Here is a 16,071-nt window from a genome sequence, read left to right on the forward strand (position 1 = left end):
TTGCCGATTGGGGTTTAGCGCCATGAAACAAAATTTGAGGTTGTCCAAACTCGCACAAATAGATTTATTATTGTACGTCTAAGTGGGACAAGATTTGATTATACGCCTCAATGGTCTGACGAGCGATCGCATCCCAACTGTAATTTTTCAATGCATACTCTTTGGCATGTAACCCCCGCCGTTGGCGTTCTGAGGGATTTTGTAAAGCTATACGAAGTAATTCGCTGAGGTCTGATACATCTGTTGTACCTACCCATCCCGACTCACTATCACGCACTTCTTGACAAATATGCACTTGGTCTGATATTATAACTGAAATTCCTGCCGCCATTGCTTCAGCTACAGCAATACCGAAATTTTCATAATACGACGGCAAAACGAATACATCAGCAGCTTGCAGAAGCGCAGATTTCAATTCACCTGTGACAAAGCCAGTGATAGTAGTGTGCGATCGCAGTGCTGAAGTTTCGATCTGCGATTTAATCTTTTCTTCGTAATTCGGGTCTTGGGGATTAGTTCCAGCTAGGACGAAGTGAAAATTTAAGCCTTCAGCTAAAAGCACCTCTAAGGCTGGAAGCAGCAGATTCAACCCCTTTTTCGGGTCAATACGAGACATAAACAGTACCAAAGGTGCATCCTCTGGTATTCCCAACTTACTACAAACCTCTTCTCCCCCTGTCTGAATGGGGTTCACACCTAAAGGAATCACCAAATCTCGTGTCGATACCCCAAATCTTTCTGATACTTTGGCTTCCTGAACACTGGTAAAGTGAATGGCGGCTGCACCAGCTAAATTTGTACGTTCTAAAATTGCAGCATAAAGCTGTTTTAGTTGCCTTTTTTTACGTAAATCAGCGGGATCTAGAGTTCCCAAAGGACGCAAAATGTATGGTAGCTTTTGCCTGCGACACACAGTTGCAGCAAAACTGCTAACAGGGGAAAATAGAGCATGAATATGGGCTAAGTCAAACTCATGGGCGTGAAGATTTAACCACCTAAGTAAGTCTATAGAGAATTTGTAGCGCCGAAAGGGAGAGCAACGGAAGTAAATTATTTGATAGCCATCTTGCTCGACTGGGCAATTTAAGGGAACATCCAACGGTTTTTGACCAGTATCACCATTACTATCGGTTGTCAGAACTGTAACTTCTACTCCTTGCCTTGCCAATGCGGGAGCTAGTCCTAGTACCATTTGACTAGGACCACCGTAAATTAGGGAAATTGAGGGGACAATTTGTAGAACTCGCATAATTTGTTTAGTTGGTAGTTGTTAGTTGGTAGTTGGTAGTTGTTTACTGCTCTCCACTATCCACTACCCACTACCCACTATCCACTAGACCTCTTGCATCTGTTTGATTCCATCTGTGTCCATCTGTGTCCATCTGTGGTTAATTATTCTTTTTTTTAAAATGAATGCAAGCAGTCTACTACCCACTACCCACTATCCACTACCTACTACCCACTATCCACTACCCACTACTGACTAACAAGTTCTTGATAAAACTCCAATTGCTTTTTTGCCAAGGCTTTATTGGTGTACTGAGTCATTGCTTTTTGATAACCCATTTCGCCTAAATTTTTAGCAAATTCTGGTTTTTCCATAAGTTGAACTATGCAATGAGATAGCGATTGGACATCCCCTTCAGGAAATATTAATCCAGCATCACCAATAACATAGGGAATTTCACCGGAATTAGAACCAATGACAGCTACTTTGCAAGCCATTGCTTCAATGAGTACATGACCAAATTGTTCTTTCCAGCCAACAGAAGTTAGATTTTTCAGCTTGTCGTTTGTTTCTGATGGTAGGACTAAAGTACTCATTAAATTAATGTACTTTGGTACTTCATTATGTGGGACACTTTCTACCAAAATGATTCTGTCTTGAATATTATTTTCTGCTGCTTTGTTCATGAATTCTGACTGCAACGGACCACGCCCTAAAAGCAAAAACTTCCAAGATTTATCTTTCAGAGTAACTAGGGCATTTAAAAGAGTCAGTAAACCCTTTTCTTGAACAAAACGTCCGACAAATCCCACAACAAAATCACCGGGTTTAATTCCCAACTGAGTTGCTAACTCTGGTTGTGGCGTGGGAGTAAACAGAGTTTCATCTACACCCAGTTGAGGCATAACTTTGATTGAACCTTTATATCCACGTTGTCGTAAAATTTCTGCACCATCTTGATTTCCTGAAATGATGCCGTGGCTGTGGGTTAAGTTATATTTTTCTAACAAAGAAACTGGAAATTTCAGTTCATAAGGTAGATTCCACCAGGTAAAAAATAAGTTTTTTGCCTTGAGTCCTAATAGCTGATTTAAGGTAATCATCTCAGCATAAGCCAGTCCCCTAGAGCCTTGTTCTACCTGGATAATGTGGGGGCGAAATTTCCGCAATAAAGATATTAAATCAGCGCCAAAGGTCAGAAGCCCTTGATGATTTTGACTAAAGTTAGAAACCGGGACTATGCGAAATTTGCCTTCCTCACGGTATTGAGTTTCAATAATTTTATTTTGAACTCCACCAGGTTTCCACTTTTTTGGAACGACAACTGTGACTTCAATTCTAGGTTCTAGTTGAGATAAAATGCGTAATTTTTCACAGTTTAGGTCTACAATATAAGTGTGGCTTGCTACTAAGATTTTCATTGATATTGATGATAGGTAATTTGGAGTAGAGAACCACAGATGCACAACGGACACTTGCTACAACGGGGGGAACCCCCGCAACGCAGTGTCCTCCAGATGCACACAGATAATACATGAGGAATTTATCTGTGTAAATCTCGTGTTTATCTGTGGTTTAAATACTTTTAACTTGTTCATCCATGCGAGTGTAAACTTGACCATCATTCCAAGTTGATTGAATGACAGTACCTAAAGCTTTCAAAAAACCTAAAGAGTAGAAAATGCCGCGAGTCACAATTTTGATGGGGGAACCGCTTTTGTGACAAGGGGGGCGTCCGAGGACATGACAGTCAAATAAACGCGCGTAGAGGCGTAAAGCTTGGTTGGCTGTGAGGTTTTTCAGCCCCATTAAGAAATGGTTGTGGTAGAAAGTGAGTTGATACTGGAGAGAGCGCATACTAATATCATGGCAACCGCCCGTCTCTTCCCCTAAATGCACCAAGTATGCCTCTGGGTCGTACCAAATCTTATATCCGGTCTGCCGCACCCTTAAACAAAAATCAGATTCTTCTCGCACCGCACTACCGCGAAATCTCTCATCAAATCTCAGTCTGTATTTGGTAAAAATTTCGCGGCGAAAGGACATATTACAACCCCTTGCTGTCAGAACTTCTTGGGGTTTAATTGTATGCACTAAATCTATATGATACCAAGCAATTCCTGGGTCCATCGCCTGGGGAGGAAGATATTCAATCTGCAATTTTCCCCCAGAGTCACCTAATTTCATTCTGTCAAATACCCGTCCAGCGACAGATCCCACCTCTGGTTTTTCCAAATAGTTTTTTGCATGAGCTGCTAAAAATCCTGGGGTTAACTGCACATCATCATCAATAAATAAAATGATTTCACCCGCTGAACGCCGCACTGCATAATTACGCGCTCCTGGCAAACTTGCCCAATTCAAGCGGAACCACCTGATTTTGCTTGCTGCGGCTAATTCCTCTAAATAAGCTTCCATTTCTGGCTGATGTTTCGGAGTTTGATCTACAACCAAAACTTCATAATTTGGGTAGTCCTGTTTGAGCACATCTTCGAGGCTATCGCGCAGTGGTTCCTCACGACAGTAGGTTGGGATAATTACAGAAATTAACGGAAAATTCATATCAATCAATAGTCAAAATTCTCACTAACTACTCCCTCATCTTCCCCTACTTCCCCTACTCTTGTTCCCCTGCACCCCTTTTGCTTGTGCCTCTTGTAGTCTTTCTTGCTTGTCTATTTCTGGCAATTTCAACAAAACTCCAGCAAAAAACCAGTAATAGACAGCTACTGGATCGACATCCAGAGGATAGTAGTAGGTGTTGTAGCTAATAAACAATATAAACACCCATAAAGCAGCTGCGTAAATGCGGAAATTACGGTTCTTTATTGAACGATAAGTATGGAAGCAAGCGATTGTTAAACTTGTGACTAAAGCTATAAACGCCAGTAGTCCCAAAGGTCCAACTTCATAAAGTACTTTAGGATAGTAAGTTTCTAGCAGTTTTGTTTCACCTAGCGCACGGGCAGAATTAGTGGCGCGACCTAACCCACTTCCTAACGGACCATCTAAATTCTTCCAAACGTCCTCAAATTGCTGCATGATAAACTCTTGTGGAGGTGAAGCTTCCCAGCGACTAGTTAGACTTGCTGTCCTCTCTTCCACAACGGCGGGATTAGTCACCATTGCAATTCCTAAAATAATGACGAGTCCAACTCCTACGGGGATAAACCGTTTGAGGTTGCGAATTTGACCTGTCAACAATAGCAAAGCTACGAAGCACACAGGTACCAATGCTAGGGCTATTCTCTGCCCAGAGATCACTGCATTGATAAAGACTGCTGCCATAGAACCTAAACTGAGAACCCGCCAGATGCGAGAGGGGTCACTAAAGCCAGAGGCAAAGGCAAAAAAGGTGCTGGAAATCAAGAACCATGCCCATTGCCAGGGAGCAACAAAGGTTCCTGGTAGACGAATCACCCCTTGTTCGGGGCTATAAATAAGAGAACCACCAAAGTAACACCGAGCTTCAATTGATGCTTTGAATAAGGCGGCTCCTTCTAAATTTCTAGTGCCTTGACATATCCCCTTTACTAGTAATAAATATTGAATAAATCCCAGCGCACAGCAAGTAAGTATGACGACAACTTGTAAGCGCGACAAAAATAGAAAATCCCGCTTGTTACGAATGAGATAGTAAGCACAACTGATCAGGGGTACATAGCCTAAAAATACTTTCAAACCCAAAATTCCCATCAAAACAGGTTTTTCATTAGATGGGTTTTCCAACAGACCCACGGAAGGCGGGTTAAGTTGCTGCAAACCGTTGACAAACAAAAATACTAATAGACATATGCCCAGCAAAATCAACAGTGGAGTTTTAATAGCTTGGGGAATAATTAGGGGTAGCCTCTGCTTACGGCACATCTGCCACAGTGCAATCAGGGCTGGAATGTAGAAGGAGTCTTTTGCTAATTGGAGGACTGGACTATTACCAATGTAGTAAGTGATAGTACCCCCGAATGGTACGTAAATAAGGAAGGCAAAAAGGGCTTGGCGGGGATATTTGTAGGACAAAGCTAGAGTCATGATTCCCAATACACCAGGAACTGCTGCCTTAATTCCACCTACAAAAGCTAGAAGAATACCAAAGAAGATACTGGTAAAAACGACGGGGGTCAAAAAACTAGTGAATTCTTTTCGTGTCTGTGCAGCTTTGCGCTTTTGGGCTAAACGTTCTTTAAGGCTAAGAGTTGGAGTTTCCGGACTCTGCTGCTTTTTTGATTTTTTGTATTTATTGGATTTGAATTTTGATGTCAGCATGATGGTGCTGTAAATATGCCCGTTAACTCAGTAGTTAGGGTTGTTTTGCTTATCTTGAATATAGTGCTTCTGTTATAACTGGATTTTTACTTAATGGGTACAAACTAAATTCTTCGCGAATTGATTTATTTAAAGCTTTACGATTGAAGATGCTAAATGTTAATTTAGTTGTTCCATAATAAAGATTTTCTCCAGTGGAGACAATATAAACGGCACCAGGAAATGGCAATGGCTTGATGGGAGTCCCTTTTTCAGCTAAATTATCTCTCACTTTTTCATGGTCTACATAAAACTTGTAGTAACCATAACCACGATTATATTCTGGTTTTTCAGGTAGCTGATTCAGGTCGTACCTTAAGATATTGCAAGTGCCACAAATTTTATAAAAATTTCTTCTTTTGATATATACATAATCACTGCTGTTTTGATATTTATAACCTTTATTTATAAACCAACCATGACAATTATGATTTTGATTGACAAACTCGGCTAAGTACTTACTGACACAATCGTCAGCATCAACAGCCATAGTATGTGATGGGGAAAATTCTTGAGCATGAATTAATCCCTTCAAAATTTTTCGCCCTTTGTCGGTATGTCCTACAGAGAAGGCATCAGGCTCGTTTGGTGGTGGAAAATCAACTTCAATATATGTAATGTGGGGATGGTGAAATTCAAGCCTTGGTTGCTCATGGCAAACAACAATCACCCTATATTCTAATGAAGTCTGATTGCAAATTGATTTAATGCATCTTTCAAATAACTTCGTTACAAGTTCCCAGGATTTGGAAGCTTGCGGACTTTTGAGTGGTATGACAAAAACAAGCATCAAAACGCTACGCTAATAAACAACTTTTGGAGCGGATGAGTGATATCAGAGTTTTCTAAAACCTGAAAATAGGTACAGACGTGGATACCTCGTTTGTACAATGGAGATGAGCATAGTAGTATAATTTTATCCTTAAAGCTTTAAATTAAATTAGACAATATTTATATAAATCTTGCAAAATTTGCGCTTTTAGATAGGAACAAGTGTGCGATAACACGAACAAAGCCCGCCTGTGCGGGCTTGTTGGAGTCATTGTCTTGCAGAGTTTGTTTGCTCCAGGCAAAAATTAACTAGTTAAATATATCTAAAGCAAGATTATTTTTAGACTGCAATGTGTTGTTGAACCTGTGTCACTAATTCATTTGTCCAGTAATTAACAAGTTCGGCGGCTTCGGCTTCTACCATAACTCGGATGAGTGGCTCTGTACCAGAGGCACGGACTAAAACTCTACCAGAATCACCCATTGCGGCTTCGGCGCGGGCGATCGCCTGTTGCAGAGGTTGGTTCTCTTTCCACCCCAAACGCTTGGATCTGTCTTCGACTCGTACATTCCGCAACAGTTGCGGATAGGTTTGAAAGCTTTGATCCACCATTTCTGATAGGGGAACGCCAGCTTGTTGTACCAAAGCTGCTAAGTGTAAAGCTGTTAACAAACCATCTCCAGTCATGCCATAGTGACGGCAAAGGATGTGACCGGATTGTTCGCCCCCAAGCATTCCTCCAGTCCGCAGCATTTCCGCCTGGACGTACTGGTCGCCTACTGCTGTGCGAATGAACTGACCTCCAGCTTGGTTCCATGCCCTCTCAAAACCTAAGTTTGCCATGACAGTGGAAACAATCAGGTTATGGGGCAGTTCTTGCTTTTGCTGTAAGCAACGTCCCCACAGGTAGAGGATGTAATCGCCATTGACTTGCCTTCCGGTATTGTCTACAGCCAAAACCCGGTCAGCATCGCCATCAAAGGCAAAGCCCAAGTCAGCATTGTGTTCTTTTACGGCAGCTTGCAGAATTTCTAGGTGAGTGGAACCGCAGTTGACATTAATGCGATCGCCATCTGGTTGGTTATGCAAGCAAATCACCTCTGCCCCCATCTCCTCAAATACAGATGGTGCTAGACCAACGACTGCTCCCCATGCCAAATCTAAAACAATTTTCATGCCCTGAAAATTTATGGCACCACGCAGCGGTTTTTTCAACGCCTCGACATAATTTCCTACTAAGTCTAAGCGCGAGTAATGCCGTCCGTAATGACTACAATGAGCAGAAGCCATACCCCGCACTCCTGCCTCTATTTCTGTTTGCAACCCTTGGGATAGCTTCATACCATCCGCGCCAAAAATTTTAATGCCGTTGTCTTCTGGCGGGTTGTGGCTAGCAGAAATCATGAGTCCGCCTATGGCATCGGTGACGCTGGTGAGATATGCAACGCAGGGAGTAGGACATAGTCCTAAATGCCAAACTTCTAACCCCGCTGCTGTCAACCCTGCACTCAAGGACATTGCCAGCATATCGCTGGAGTTTCTGGAGTCCTGTCCGAGGATAATCGGTCCTGGGTTTGAAGCATGGCTACGTAAAACAGTACCTGCCCAAAAGCCCACTTGCAATGCCAAGGGCGCACTCAGCAATTCTCCCACTCTTCCCCGAATACCATCTGTACCAAATAGGGGTGTTGCTGGAAGTGATATTAAGTGAAGCCCGAAACCGCTTTCATTAACTTTCTTTTCCGATTCATCAACTTCGGAAGCAGAACTCCCAGAGATGCCACCTTGAGTCCGAGTTATGTACGAAACCATAAGTAGAAAAACTCCACACAGTCAAACTGGAGAATAGCACTTTGAACTTTATTCAACAATTCCTGCTGGATACCTTTTAATCAGGACATTTTACTATTTTTTGTTGCTACAAATTTATTCTGATTCTTCCATTTTTTCAGCAAAACTACTTATAAGTATTTTCTTCTCTTTGTAAAGATTATGTAAATTTAGTATTTCTATTTAACTTAGTGTAAATTAAGCCTCAGCCTTGGAGACTCGGCACTCAGAACTGTTTTGGTCAGAGCAACTTAAAAAATTTTAATAGAAATTCTCATCAAATAGTTCTACTGTAACGTTTTAGTGGCTTTTGTAGCCGTTCATAAATTAAAACTCCAGCAGTTGACGTTTTAAAGTTGAGCAATTTAGCATGAGCAGCAATTTAGCAACAAAATTGCGTGTAGGCACGAAAAAAGCCCACACAATGGCAGAAAATGTTGGTTTTGTCAAGTGTTTTTTAAAAGGAGTGGTAGAAAAAAACTCCTATCGGAAGCTGGTGGCTAACTTCTACTTCATCTACTCTGCAATGGAAGAGGAGATGGAGAAGCACCGCAATCATCCGATTGTTTCAAAAATAAATTTTCCTCAACTTCACCGTAAGCATAGTCTAGAGGAAGACTTGAGCTACTACTACGGTGGAAACTGGCGGGAGCAAATCCAACTATCTCCAGCTGGTGAAGCTTACGTGCAGCGCATCCGGGAAATATCTGAAAAAGAACCCGAACTGTTAATTGCCCACTCTTACACCCGATACCTCGGAGACTTATCCGGTGGACAAATTCTCAAAGGTATTGCCCAAACTGCAATGAACCTTTGCGATGGACAAGGTCTCGCCTTCTATGAATTTGATGACATTGCTGATGAGAAGGGATTCAAAGCTAAGTATCGTCAGGCGTTGGATGAACTGCCAATAGATGATGCTACAGGCGATTGCATTGTCAATGAAGCAAATGCTGCCTTTGGCATGAACATGAAGATGTTCCAAGAATTGGAAGGCAATCTCGTTAAAGCCATTGGGCAAATGCTGTACAATAGCATCACACGGCGTCGCACACGCGGTAGCACCGAACTGGCAACTGCTGAGTAAATGCGATTCATAAAAGCTTTTCATTCATTGTAGGGGCAGCGTCCCTGGGATTACCCTTGTAGAAGAGGGAGTCACCGGGAAGTTGCCCCTACTCGTTCAGTTAGAAAACTCTAATTCAAAAATGGCAGCAAAAATTCCCGTCACCATCATCACCGGATTTTTAGGGAGTGGTAAAACGACCCTCATTCGTCACCTGCTACAGAACAACCAAGAACGCCGCATTGCTGTTTTAGTCAACGAATTTGGCGAACTTGGTATTGATGGCGAATTGTTGAAATCATGTCAAATTTGCCCAGAAGATGGGGATGGCAGTGATAACATCTTTGAATTAACCAATGGTTGCTTGTGCTGCACTGTGCAGGAAGAGTTTTTGCCTACCATGCAACAGCTTATCAAGCGGCGAGACAGCATTGACTGCATTGTCATTGAAACCTCTGGTTTAGCCTTGCCAAAACCTTTGGTGAAGGCTTTTCGCTGGCATGAAATTCGCAATGCTGCCACAGTAGATGCGGTGATTACCGTGGTAGATTGTGAAGCGGTAGCCGCAGGGACATTTGCCAGCGATTTAGAGGCTGTGGAAGCGCAGCGGCAAGCGGATGATAGTCTAGAACACGAGACACCCTTGCAAGAACTGTTTGAAGACCAACTTGCTTGTGCAGACTTGGTGGTGTTGAATAAAACTGATTTGGTTGATGGGGAGACAAAGGCAAGAGTTGAGGAGTTCATTAAACAAGAGTTGCCCAGAGTGGTGAAGATTGTAGAGAGTTATGAAGGTCAACTCGACCCATCTGTACTATTAGGATTCCAAGCCGCAGTTGAAGACAACCTAGACACCCGTCCCAGTCACCACGACTCTGAAGAAGAACACGACCATGATGATGAGATTATCTCAACTCACCTCATTTTAGACCGTGCCTTTGACCCAGAAAAACTGCGGCATCAGTTGCAAACAGTGGCACAACAGCAAGAAATTTACCGCATTAAGGGCTTTGTTGCAGTGCCGAATAAATCTATGCGTTTGGTCATGCAAGGCGTGGGAACCCGTTTTGATCAATTTTATGATCGCCCTTGGAAACCACAAGAAGCAAGGCAAACCCGCTTAGTTTTCATTGGTCGTGATTTGAACTCTGTTGAAATCGAGTCGCAACTTGTAAGTTTACCAAATTAGATTTTGAAATCTAACCACAGATAATTCATCTGTGTCCATCTGTGTTTATCTGTGGTTTAAAATAATAAAATATTATTCTAGCGGTCTAATTTTGCATTTTGATTTGTTTATGTCTATCGTTCAAATTTTCAACGTTGCTAATCTTTTCGTTTTACCCTTTTGGGCATTAATGATTTTTCTACCTAAATGGAAGGTGACACAAAGAGTCATGGAATCTTATCTTCCCTTTGTGCCCTTAGCAGCAGCATACTTATATTTGTTTGTTACCAGTATTACCCCAGAAAATGCCCAAGCTTTATCCAATCCCCAATTAGCAGATATTGCTAGATTTTTTGCAGATGAGAAAGCGGCTGCAACTGGTTGGATTCATTTCTTGGTCATGGATTTGTTTGTTGGGCGCTACATTTATTTAGAAGGACAGAAAACAGGCGTTTGGACGATTCACTCGTTAGCACTGAGCTTGTTTGCTGGTCCTTTAGGATTACTTTCTCACATTTTTACTTACTGGATAACAAAGAAATTTTTCCTGGGTGCTGATGGCGAAGTCGTCGGGGTCGAAGAAAAAACAGCGTCCTCTAAAGTATGAAATACAATGTGTAAGAACACCCATAGGACTGTCCAATAGTCGCCAAATCTTACTATAAAGACAGTCCAGGTTCCCCAGTTACTAACTATTCAAAAATACGTCAAATTATCACAATCACTTGGCGTTTCTGTAGTTGGCATCCATCCAGCAACGCGGTAGACTTTCACCAGAAGGAAAAGTTAGATTCTCTTTTTTATAGGAATCAGCTTGTTGCTCTTCCTGACCTTCTTGTTCTTGTGCGCGAACAACATCATGATTAGGGTCTATCAATTCTTGAACATCAAGAACTTTCACCAATTCGCCGGAATCTTTAAGTTGTAAAAGCATAGAAATAGCCTCCATAAGTTTACATGACAAGTGAATGCGAGTTTCGACATAAATCATCCCCGTTTAGCATATACGGCGATTGATTGCTGAAACTTCCTAGTGCTCAAAAAGCGATTAATCGCTTTTTGAGCAATCCCAAGTCTAACAGTGTAAGCGCTGATGTAGACGATGTAGACGCCCTCTGGGCAACTTCCTGAGGTGTACGCGGATATACGCCGATATAACAGACAAATATCTGCGTTTTTTACGTCCATTTGGGCTGAAAATCTAAACTTGTATAAGTAAATGTTTACTTACCAGCCTGTTCAACTAATTTCTTAAACCGCATATAAGCCTCTTCTGGTGTGAGCGGTTCAGATTCTTTTTCGTTAGAAATGTAGTATTGCCTGCTGTCGGGAAAATAACGCACAACAAAACTGGGTATCAGTCCTAACTCCAAAGCTTTTTTGCCAAGTTTTTCTGCTGCTTCTGCTAGAGTCTGTTCATCGTGAAACTGATACTCTGTCATAACTGTCTCTTCCTAAAAAAGGATTTATTAAAAGCAAATTACGAGAGAATCAGAGCAGTAAAATTATATCTCCTGCTGATATTTTTCTAAAATATCTACTAGGTTGACCTGGCATTGTAGCGGTAATAAATCACTGAGAGCTAGTTCTTTCTTCCCACCGCCAATCTTAACTGGAATAGATTCTAGGACTTTTATAACTTCTTCCTCCTTCACAGATTTATTGGCAGTAATTAAGGGATACATCTGTTCCGCTACTACAGTATGCATCTTGGCATCCGATAAGTAAAGATGCCACTTGGCAATATCTATGTAAACGTTTTCGCCAATTTCTGCTGCTAGGGCTTCTAGTAGTTCTGTGGTGTTAGTCTTAGCCATAACAATAACCCTATATAATGAGCGCAAACTCTCATCCTACTAAGATAGTATCGCTCAAATATCTAGGCTGATACCACCACAAGTTACAATCGCCCTAGTCTCTGGTGTCCATCTTCAGGTGGATGTGGGCGGTGTTTGTGAGTAGTTGGCGATTGCAGAAATATAAATCAAATGTACCAAGAGTACTACTATCCAAGCTGCTGTCAACCAAGGTAGCCACTCCCAAGTAGCCAAATTCAGTTGATGGAAAAACCACAAACCAGAATTACATAGCGCAAATATCGCCACATGAACGGCAAAATTCATTCGGTCATCTAATTTACGGTAAGCAGGGTCTTTGCGATCGGGTTTACGAGACCAACGAGGCGGCATAAATATTTATTACAGACTTTTATAAGATAAGTTTCTCATTAATTTTAAGATTTTTGCAGGTGTGATTGGTGTCCGTCCGACAAATCTCATTGACATAGAGAGGCATATTTTTGCCCTAATGAGCCTTTAGCGCTAGCTATCATCTAACCCGCTTACGTCGAACTCAGGTTATGAGCATACCTAAGTGTGATCTGCGTTCTTCTTAACCTGATAACCTCCCTGGGTAGAGATATAGACATACTACAAATCCCCCATTTCCTTGCACAATTTAGGTCTTGGGGGATTTTTGCTAAGATTATTGTTTTGCTTTCTATCACGTTAAGCCATGTATTAAACTATGGCTTGAAAAAGTATCAAGCTGAAGCTATGAGAGAAACAAGAAAGTTAACTAAAGTTAACTTGCTTGAGGTGTAGTTTGTGCTTGATTTTGATCAGTTTGTCCGTTTTGTTGCCCGCTAATAGCTTGATTGCTTTGTTCACCCAAATTAATTGAGACAACTCTGTTCCTTTCTTCCTCAGCTTTAGGCATCGTCAAGCACAGTACACCATTCTGAAATTCAGCTTGAACCTTATCATTTTGAACCCTAGTTGGTAAAGGAATGACGCGTTGGAATCTGCCATAGCGAAATTCCGAACGTCTCATACCTTTGTCTTCTTGCTTAATTTCAGATTTGCGTTCACCAGTGATAGCAACCGCTTCGGCGGTAACTTTCACGTCTAAGTCTTTGGCTTCAATGCCAGGAACTTCGATTCTGAGCTTAATTTCTTCGGGTGTTTCGTGAATTTCTGCTGCAGGCATAAAAGAATAACCGGCAATTTCAGTCTCACTATCGCCAGTAGTCATCATGCGATCAAACATGCGATTCATCTCGCGTTGCAATAGAGAAATTTCGCGCAAAGGGTCGAAACGATCCATTCCCCGGAAAGGGTCGAAACGCACTATTGCCATATTTCTAACCTCCGATATGTATCAAACGCAAGAGTTATAATCCTCTTACTTCCACCTCAACTTATCAAAAGCAAAAAGTAGGCTCATCAACCAACTGGATGAGTTTTTGTTTCAAGTTGAATGTATATGGAATTACACGTTTTCTTAGTCATTTATTGCTTCTTGGTTTTTAAGAAATAGTAATTATTAAGTAGAAGTAGATATTTGATTTAGGATTCACCCTCGTCCAATTAAGGGAAATTACACTGATTCTTTTGATAGAGGTAGCATAAGTATCCACTTGTAAAGATGGAAATGTTCTTGAGAGGTGGATGAAAATGTCTAAAGTTAATCCAATCCAACTGCAAAAACACTTAAAAGGTGTTGACTATCCGGCTAGTAAGGAACAATTGATTCAGCACGCTCAAAAGCAAGGCGCTGACGATAATGCCATTTCAGTATTGCAACAAATCCCAGATCAGGAGTACGAAACTCCAACTGATGTCAGCGCAGCGGTAGGCGACATTGAGTAGGATAATACCTCAACCTGGCTGGGAATAATCTCCGGATTTCCCGCCAGTCTTACTCACCAATCTAATCGATTCAATTTGAATCGACTTTTCCAAGGCTTTCGCCATGTCGTACAAGGTCAGGGCTGCTACAGAAACGGCGGTTAAAGCTTCCATTTCCACCCCAGTTTCAGCTTTGGTTTTGACTGTCGCTTCAATTTGATAGCCTGGTAATTCCGCATCAGCTCTCACCTGCACTTCGATTTTTTGCAACGGTAAAGGATGACATAGGGGAATCAAAGAAGCTGTCTGTTTGGCTGCCATAATACCAGCTACCCTTGCAGTTCCCAATACATCCCCTTTGGGAGAATTTCCTGCTTGAATGGCAGCGAAGGTTTCAGGTAGCATCCTGACTCTGGCTGCGGCTACTGCTTGGCGAACAGTAGACGCTTTTCCAGAGACATCTACCATTTGAGCCTGCCCCTGATTGTCGAGATGGCTTAAGTTTGCAGATATTTCAGAATTTTCTTGCGTCATTTGGAAAGGGTGTGCTAACATTAGATTCTGTTAAGGGCGTGTAGCTCAGTGGACTAGAGCACGTGGCTACGGACCACGGTGTCGGGGGTTCGAATCCCTCCTCGCCCGTTATTGTAGAGACTCGGAGTTTCGGGTCTCTACATATATCATTAAAGATTAGTTCTATAGGTATCTTTCAAGGCATAAGCATCTTGACCCCGACCGAGAGCAAAGCGTATGGAACTAGGTAAGTCTTTGCTGGAGAGGGTCACAAAGATGAAAATGCCTAAGAATGTTAAAAGACCGCATAGACCAAACATATTACTATAGCCGACCTGTTCGGCAACCCAACCAAACGCTGGACCTGCGATCGCAATCCCAACATCTAAGCCCGTCAGACATATAGCAAATATCCGACCTCGTTCATAAGGGTGCGCTCGATCCACCATGATAGCTGCAGTCATGGGAATCAGAGTACCTGAAGCAGCCCCCTCAATCATTGCTGCCAATAAGAAAGCTGTGGGAGTGTTAGCGAGCCACAGAACTGACAGCGAGAGTGTGTAAAAAACGAGACTGAGGGTAATAAACAAACCACGACCGAGGCGATCGCTTGCCTTGCCAGTAAATAGCCGTACACCAAAACTGGCAACTGCTCCTGCTGTATAAAACAACCCTGGATTCAACTCTACCCCAGTTGATTTGATAAACAATGGGATAAAGGTGTGTAAAGCACCAAAAGCCAAGCCAACGAGGAACATGATTATGGCTGGAGTTCTCACCCTGGGACTGACTAAAATTCGCCAAAATTGATTGTTTTTGGAATCATTTTGCTGTTGTTCAGCTATTGGTGGGTTGACGATGGGCAAGATTGCCAAAAACGCAACAAAAGCCAATTCAGCAGTGATCAAAAATAAAATTTTGTCACCCACTCCAGCTTGCAAATATCCGCCTAAAGCTGGTCCTACTGCTACACCAATGGGATTGACCAAGCTCATGTAGCCAATAATTTCACCCCGTTTTTCCAGGGGAGCTATGTCCGCTACCAACGCATTGAAACCAGTCGTGAAAGCAGCGATACTGATGCCATGAAAGGCACGCAGCCCTATCAGCAGGGGAATAGATTTAACTGACAAGTAGCCAAGGGGTGCGATCGCAGCCACCAAGGTACCTATGAGCAACACAATTTTACGACCCCGCGAATCTGCCAAACGTCCTAACCAAGGACGAAATAACAACAGTCCAATGGCAAAACTGCCCATCACAATCCCAATTTGCTGCTTTGTTGCACCCACAGACTCAATGTACAGTGGTAGCGTTGGCAGTAACGAAGCCAGGCTAGACCAGAATAATAAACCTGCTGCAAATAAAACCAGCAGGTTGCTTCGTAGTTGGGTATCGATGGTGCGAGACATATTTTCTAGAGCAGATGCTTGTGAATTGTGCCTTTGTTTAAGTTTTTACCAGTAAATACAAATAAATACAAGGATGATTCTTGTTGAAATTTATATCGAAGTCACTGGATAAAGAGGTAAAACGAACCGCAATAGAAATAAATTTCTTGGA

17 protein-coding genes and 1 tRNA gene are annotated in these 16,071 nt (G+C 42.2%); 5 read left to right on the forward strand and 13 right to left on the reverse strand.

Going from position 1 to position 16,071, the window contains the following annotated elements; translation table 11 throughout:
* Positions 1–67: 67 nt before the first annotated feature.
* From hpsP to glmM, 6 genes are all read right to left on the reverse strand, one after another.
* Positions 68–1,249, reverse strand: a complete 1,182-nt coding sequence (gene hpsP, locus MAS10914_RS0104065; RefSeq protein WP_017314625.1) for a hormogonium polysaccharide biosynthesis glycosyltransferase HpsP — start codon at positions 1,247–1,249, stop codon at positions 68–70.
* A 227-nt stretch (positions 1,250–1,476) separates the two neighbouring features.
* Positions 1,477–2,649 (reverse strand): hormogonium polysaccharide biosynthesis glycosyltransferase HpsO, encoded by a 1,173-nt coding sequence (gene hpsO, locus MAS10914_RS0104070; RefSeq protein ID WP_017314626.1) that lies wholly within the window; start codon positions 2,647–2,649, stop codon positions 1,477–1,479.
* Positions 2,650–2,803: 154 nt separating this feature from the next.
* A complete protein-coding gene (gene hpsN / locus MAS10914_RS0104075; RefSeq protein WP_017314627.1) occupies positions 2,804–3,790 on the reverse strand; it encodes a hormogonium polysaccharide biosynthesis glycosyltransferase HpsN in 987 nt (328 codons plus the stop codon).
* 36 nt (positions 3,791–3,826) lie between these two features.
* The gene (gene hpsL / locus MAS10914_RS0104080; RefSeq protein ID WP_017314628.1) at positions 3,827–5,491 is read right to left on the reverse strand and encodes a hormogonium polysaccharide biosynthesis protein HpsL; all 1,665 of its coding nucleotides are present in this window, start codon (positions 5,489–5,491) and stop codon (positions 3,827–3,829) included.
* A 49-nt stretch (positions 5,492–5,540) separates the two neighbouring features.
* On the reverse strand, positions 5,541–6,320 hold the full coding sequence (locus tag MAS10914_RS0104085; protein ID WP_017314629.1) for a hypothetical protein: 780 nt from the start codon (positions 6,318–6,320) through the stop codon (positions 5,541–5,543).
* 321 nt (positions 6,321–6,641) lie between these two features.
* Positions 6,642–8,114 carry a phosphoglucosamine mutase gene (gene glmM, locus MAS10914_RS0104090; RefSeq protein WP_017314630.1) on the reverse strand — a complete coding sequence of 491 codons (1,473 nt, stop codon included), beginning with the start codon at positions 8,112–8,114 and terminating at the stop codon, positions 6,642–6,644.
* Positions 8,115–8,502: 388 nt separating this feature from the next.
* On the opposite strand from glmM, the gene MAS10914_RS0104095 reads away from it, so the two are divergent.
* The 3 genes from MAS10914_RS0104095 (at position 8,503) to MAS10914_RS0104105 (ending at position 10,973) form a co-directional block, all read left to right on the forward strand.
* Positions 8,503–9,219, forward strand: a complete 717-nt coding sequence (locus tag MAS10914_RS0104095) for a biliverdin-producing heme oxygenase (RefSeq protein ID WP_017314631.1) — start codon at positions 8,503–8,505, stop codon at positions 9,217–9,219.
* A gap of 121 nt (positions 9,220–9,340) precedes the next feature.
* The gene (gene cobW / locus MAS10914_RS0104100) at positions 9,341–10,387 is read left to right on the forward strand and encodes a cobalamin biosynthesis protein CobW (RefSeq protein WP_017314632.1); all 1,047 of its coding nucleotides are present in this window, start codon (positions 9,341–9,343) and stop codon (positions 10,385–10,387) included.
* A 109-nt stretch (positions 10,388–10,496) separates the two neighbouring features.
* Positions 10,497–10,973, forward strand: coding sequence for an ABA4-like family protein (locus tag MAS10914_RS0104105; protein WP_017314633.1), 477 nt, complete (start codon positions 10,497–10,499; stop codon positions 10,971–10,973).
* 114 nt (positions 10,974–11,087) lie between these two features.
* On the opposite strand, the gene MAS10914_RS0104110 is transcribed toward MAS10914_RS0104105, so the two are convergent.
* From MAS10914_RS0104110 to MAS10914_RS0104130, 5 genes are all read right to left on the reverse strand, one after another.
* A complete protein-coding gene (locus MAS10914_RS0104110) occupies positions 11,088–11,300 on the reverse strand; it encodes a hypothetical protein (protein ID WP_017314634.1) in 213 nt (70 codons plus the stop codon).
* A gap of 289 nt (positions 11,301–11,589) precedes the next feature.
* Complete coding sequence (locus MAS10914_RS0104115) at positions 11,590–11,808, reverse strand: hypothetical protein (RefSeq protein WP_017314635.1); 219 nt, start codon at positions 11,806–11,808, stop codon at positions 11,590–11,592.
* 63 nt (positions 11,809–11,871) lie between these two features.
* The gene (locus tag MAS10914_RS0104120) at positions 11,872–12,183 is read right to left on the reverse strand and encodes a DUF3181 family protein (RefSeq protein WP_017314636.1); all 312 of its coding nucleotides are present in this window, start codon (positions 12,181–12,183) and stop codon (positions 11,872–11,874) included.
* Between the two features lie 114 nt (positions 12,184–12,297).
* Complete coding sequence (locus MAS10914_RS0104125; protein ID WP_017314637.1) at positions 12,298–12,555, reverse strand: 2TM domain-containing protein; 258 nt, start codon at positions 12,553–12,555, stop codon at positions 12,298–12,300.
* Between the two features lie 394 nt (positions 12,556–12,949).
* Entirely contained in the window at positions 12,950–13,504 is a 555-nt protein-coding gene (locus MAS10914_RS0104130; RefSeq protein WP_017314638.1) for an Hsp20/alpha crystallin family protein, read from the reverse strand.
* 317 nt (positions 13,505–13,821) lie between these two features.
* On the opposite strand from MAS10914_RS0104130, the gene MAS10914_RS0104135 reads away from it, so the two are divergent.
* A complete protein-coding gene (locus tag MAS10914_RS0104135) occupies positions 13,822–14,016 on the forward strand; it encodes a DUF2795 domain-containing protein (RefSeq protein WP_017314639.1) in 195 nt (64 codons plus the stop codon).
* A 9-nt stretch (positions 14,017–14,025) separates the two neighbouring features.
* Here the strand turns inward: MAS10914_RS0104135 and moaC are convergent, their stop codons facing one another.
* A complete protein-coding gene (gene moaC / locus MAS10914_RS0104140) occupies positions 14,026–14,529 on the reverse strand; it encodes a cyclic pyranopterin monophosphate synthase MoaC (RefSeq protein ID WP_026082326.1) in 504 nt (167 codons plus the stop codon).
* A 34-nt stretch (positions 14,530–14,563) separates the two neighbouring features.
* Between moaC and MAS10914_RS0104145 the strand changes: the two genes are divergently transcribed.
* Positions 14,564–14,637 (forward strand) — tRNA-Arg (locus MAS10914_RS0104145).
* 41 nt (positions 14,638–14,678) lie between these two features.
* Here the strand turns inward: MAS10914_RS0104145 and MAS10914_RS0104150 are convergent.
* Positions 14,679–15,920 carry an MFS transporter gene (locus tag MAS10914_RS0104150; protein WP_017314641.1) on the reverse strand — a complete coding sequence of 414 codons (1,242 nt, stop codon included), beginning with the start codon at positions 15,918–15,920 and terminating at the stop codon, positions 14,679–14,681.
* Between the last annotated feature and the right edge of the window lie 151 nt (positions 15,921–16,071).

Source organism: Mastigocladopsis repens PCC 10914, from assembly GCF_000315565.1.
Classification (GTDB): domain Bacteria; phylum Cyanobacteriota; class Cyanobacteriia; order Cyanobacteriales; family Nostocaceae; genus Mastigocladopsis; species Mastigocladopsis repens.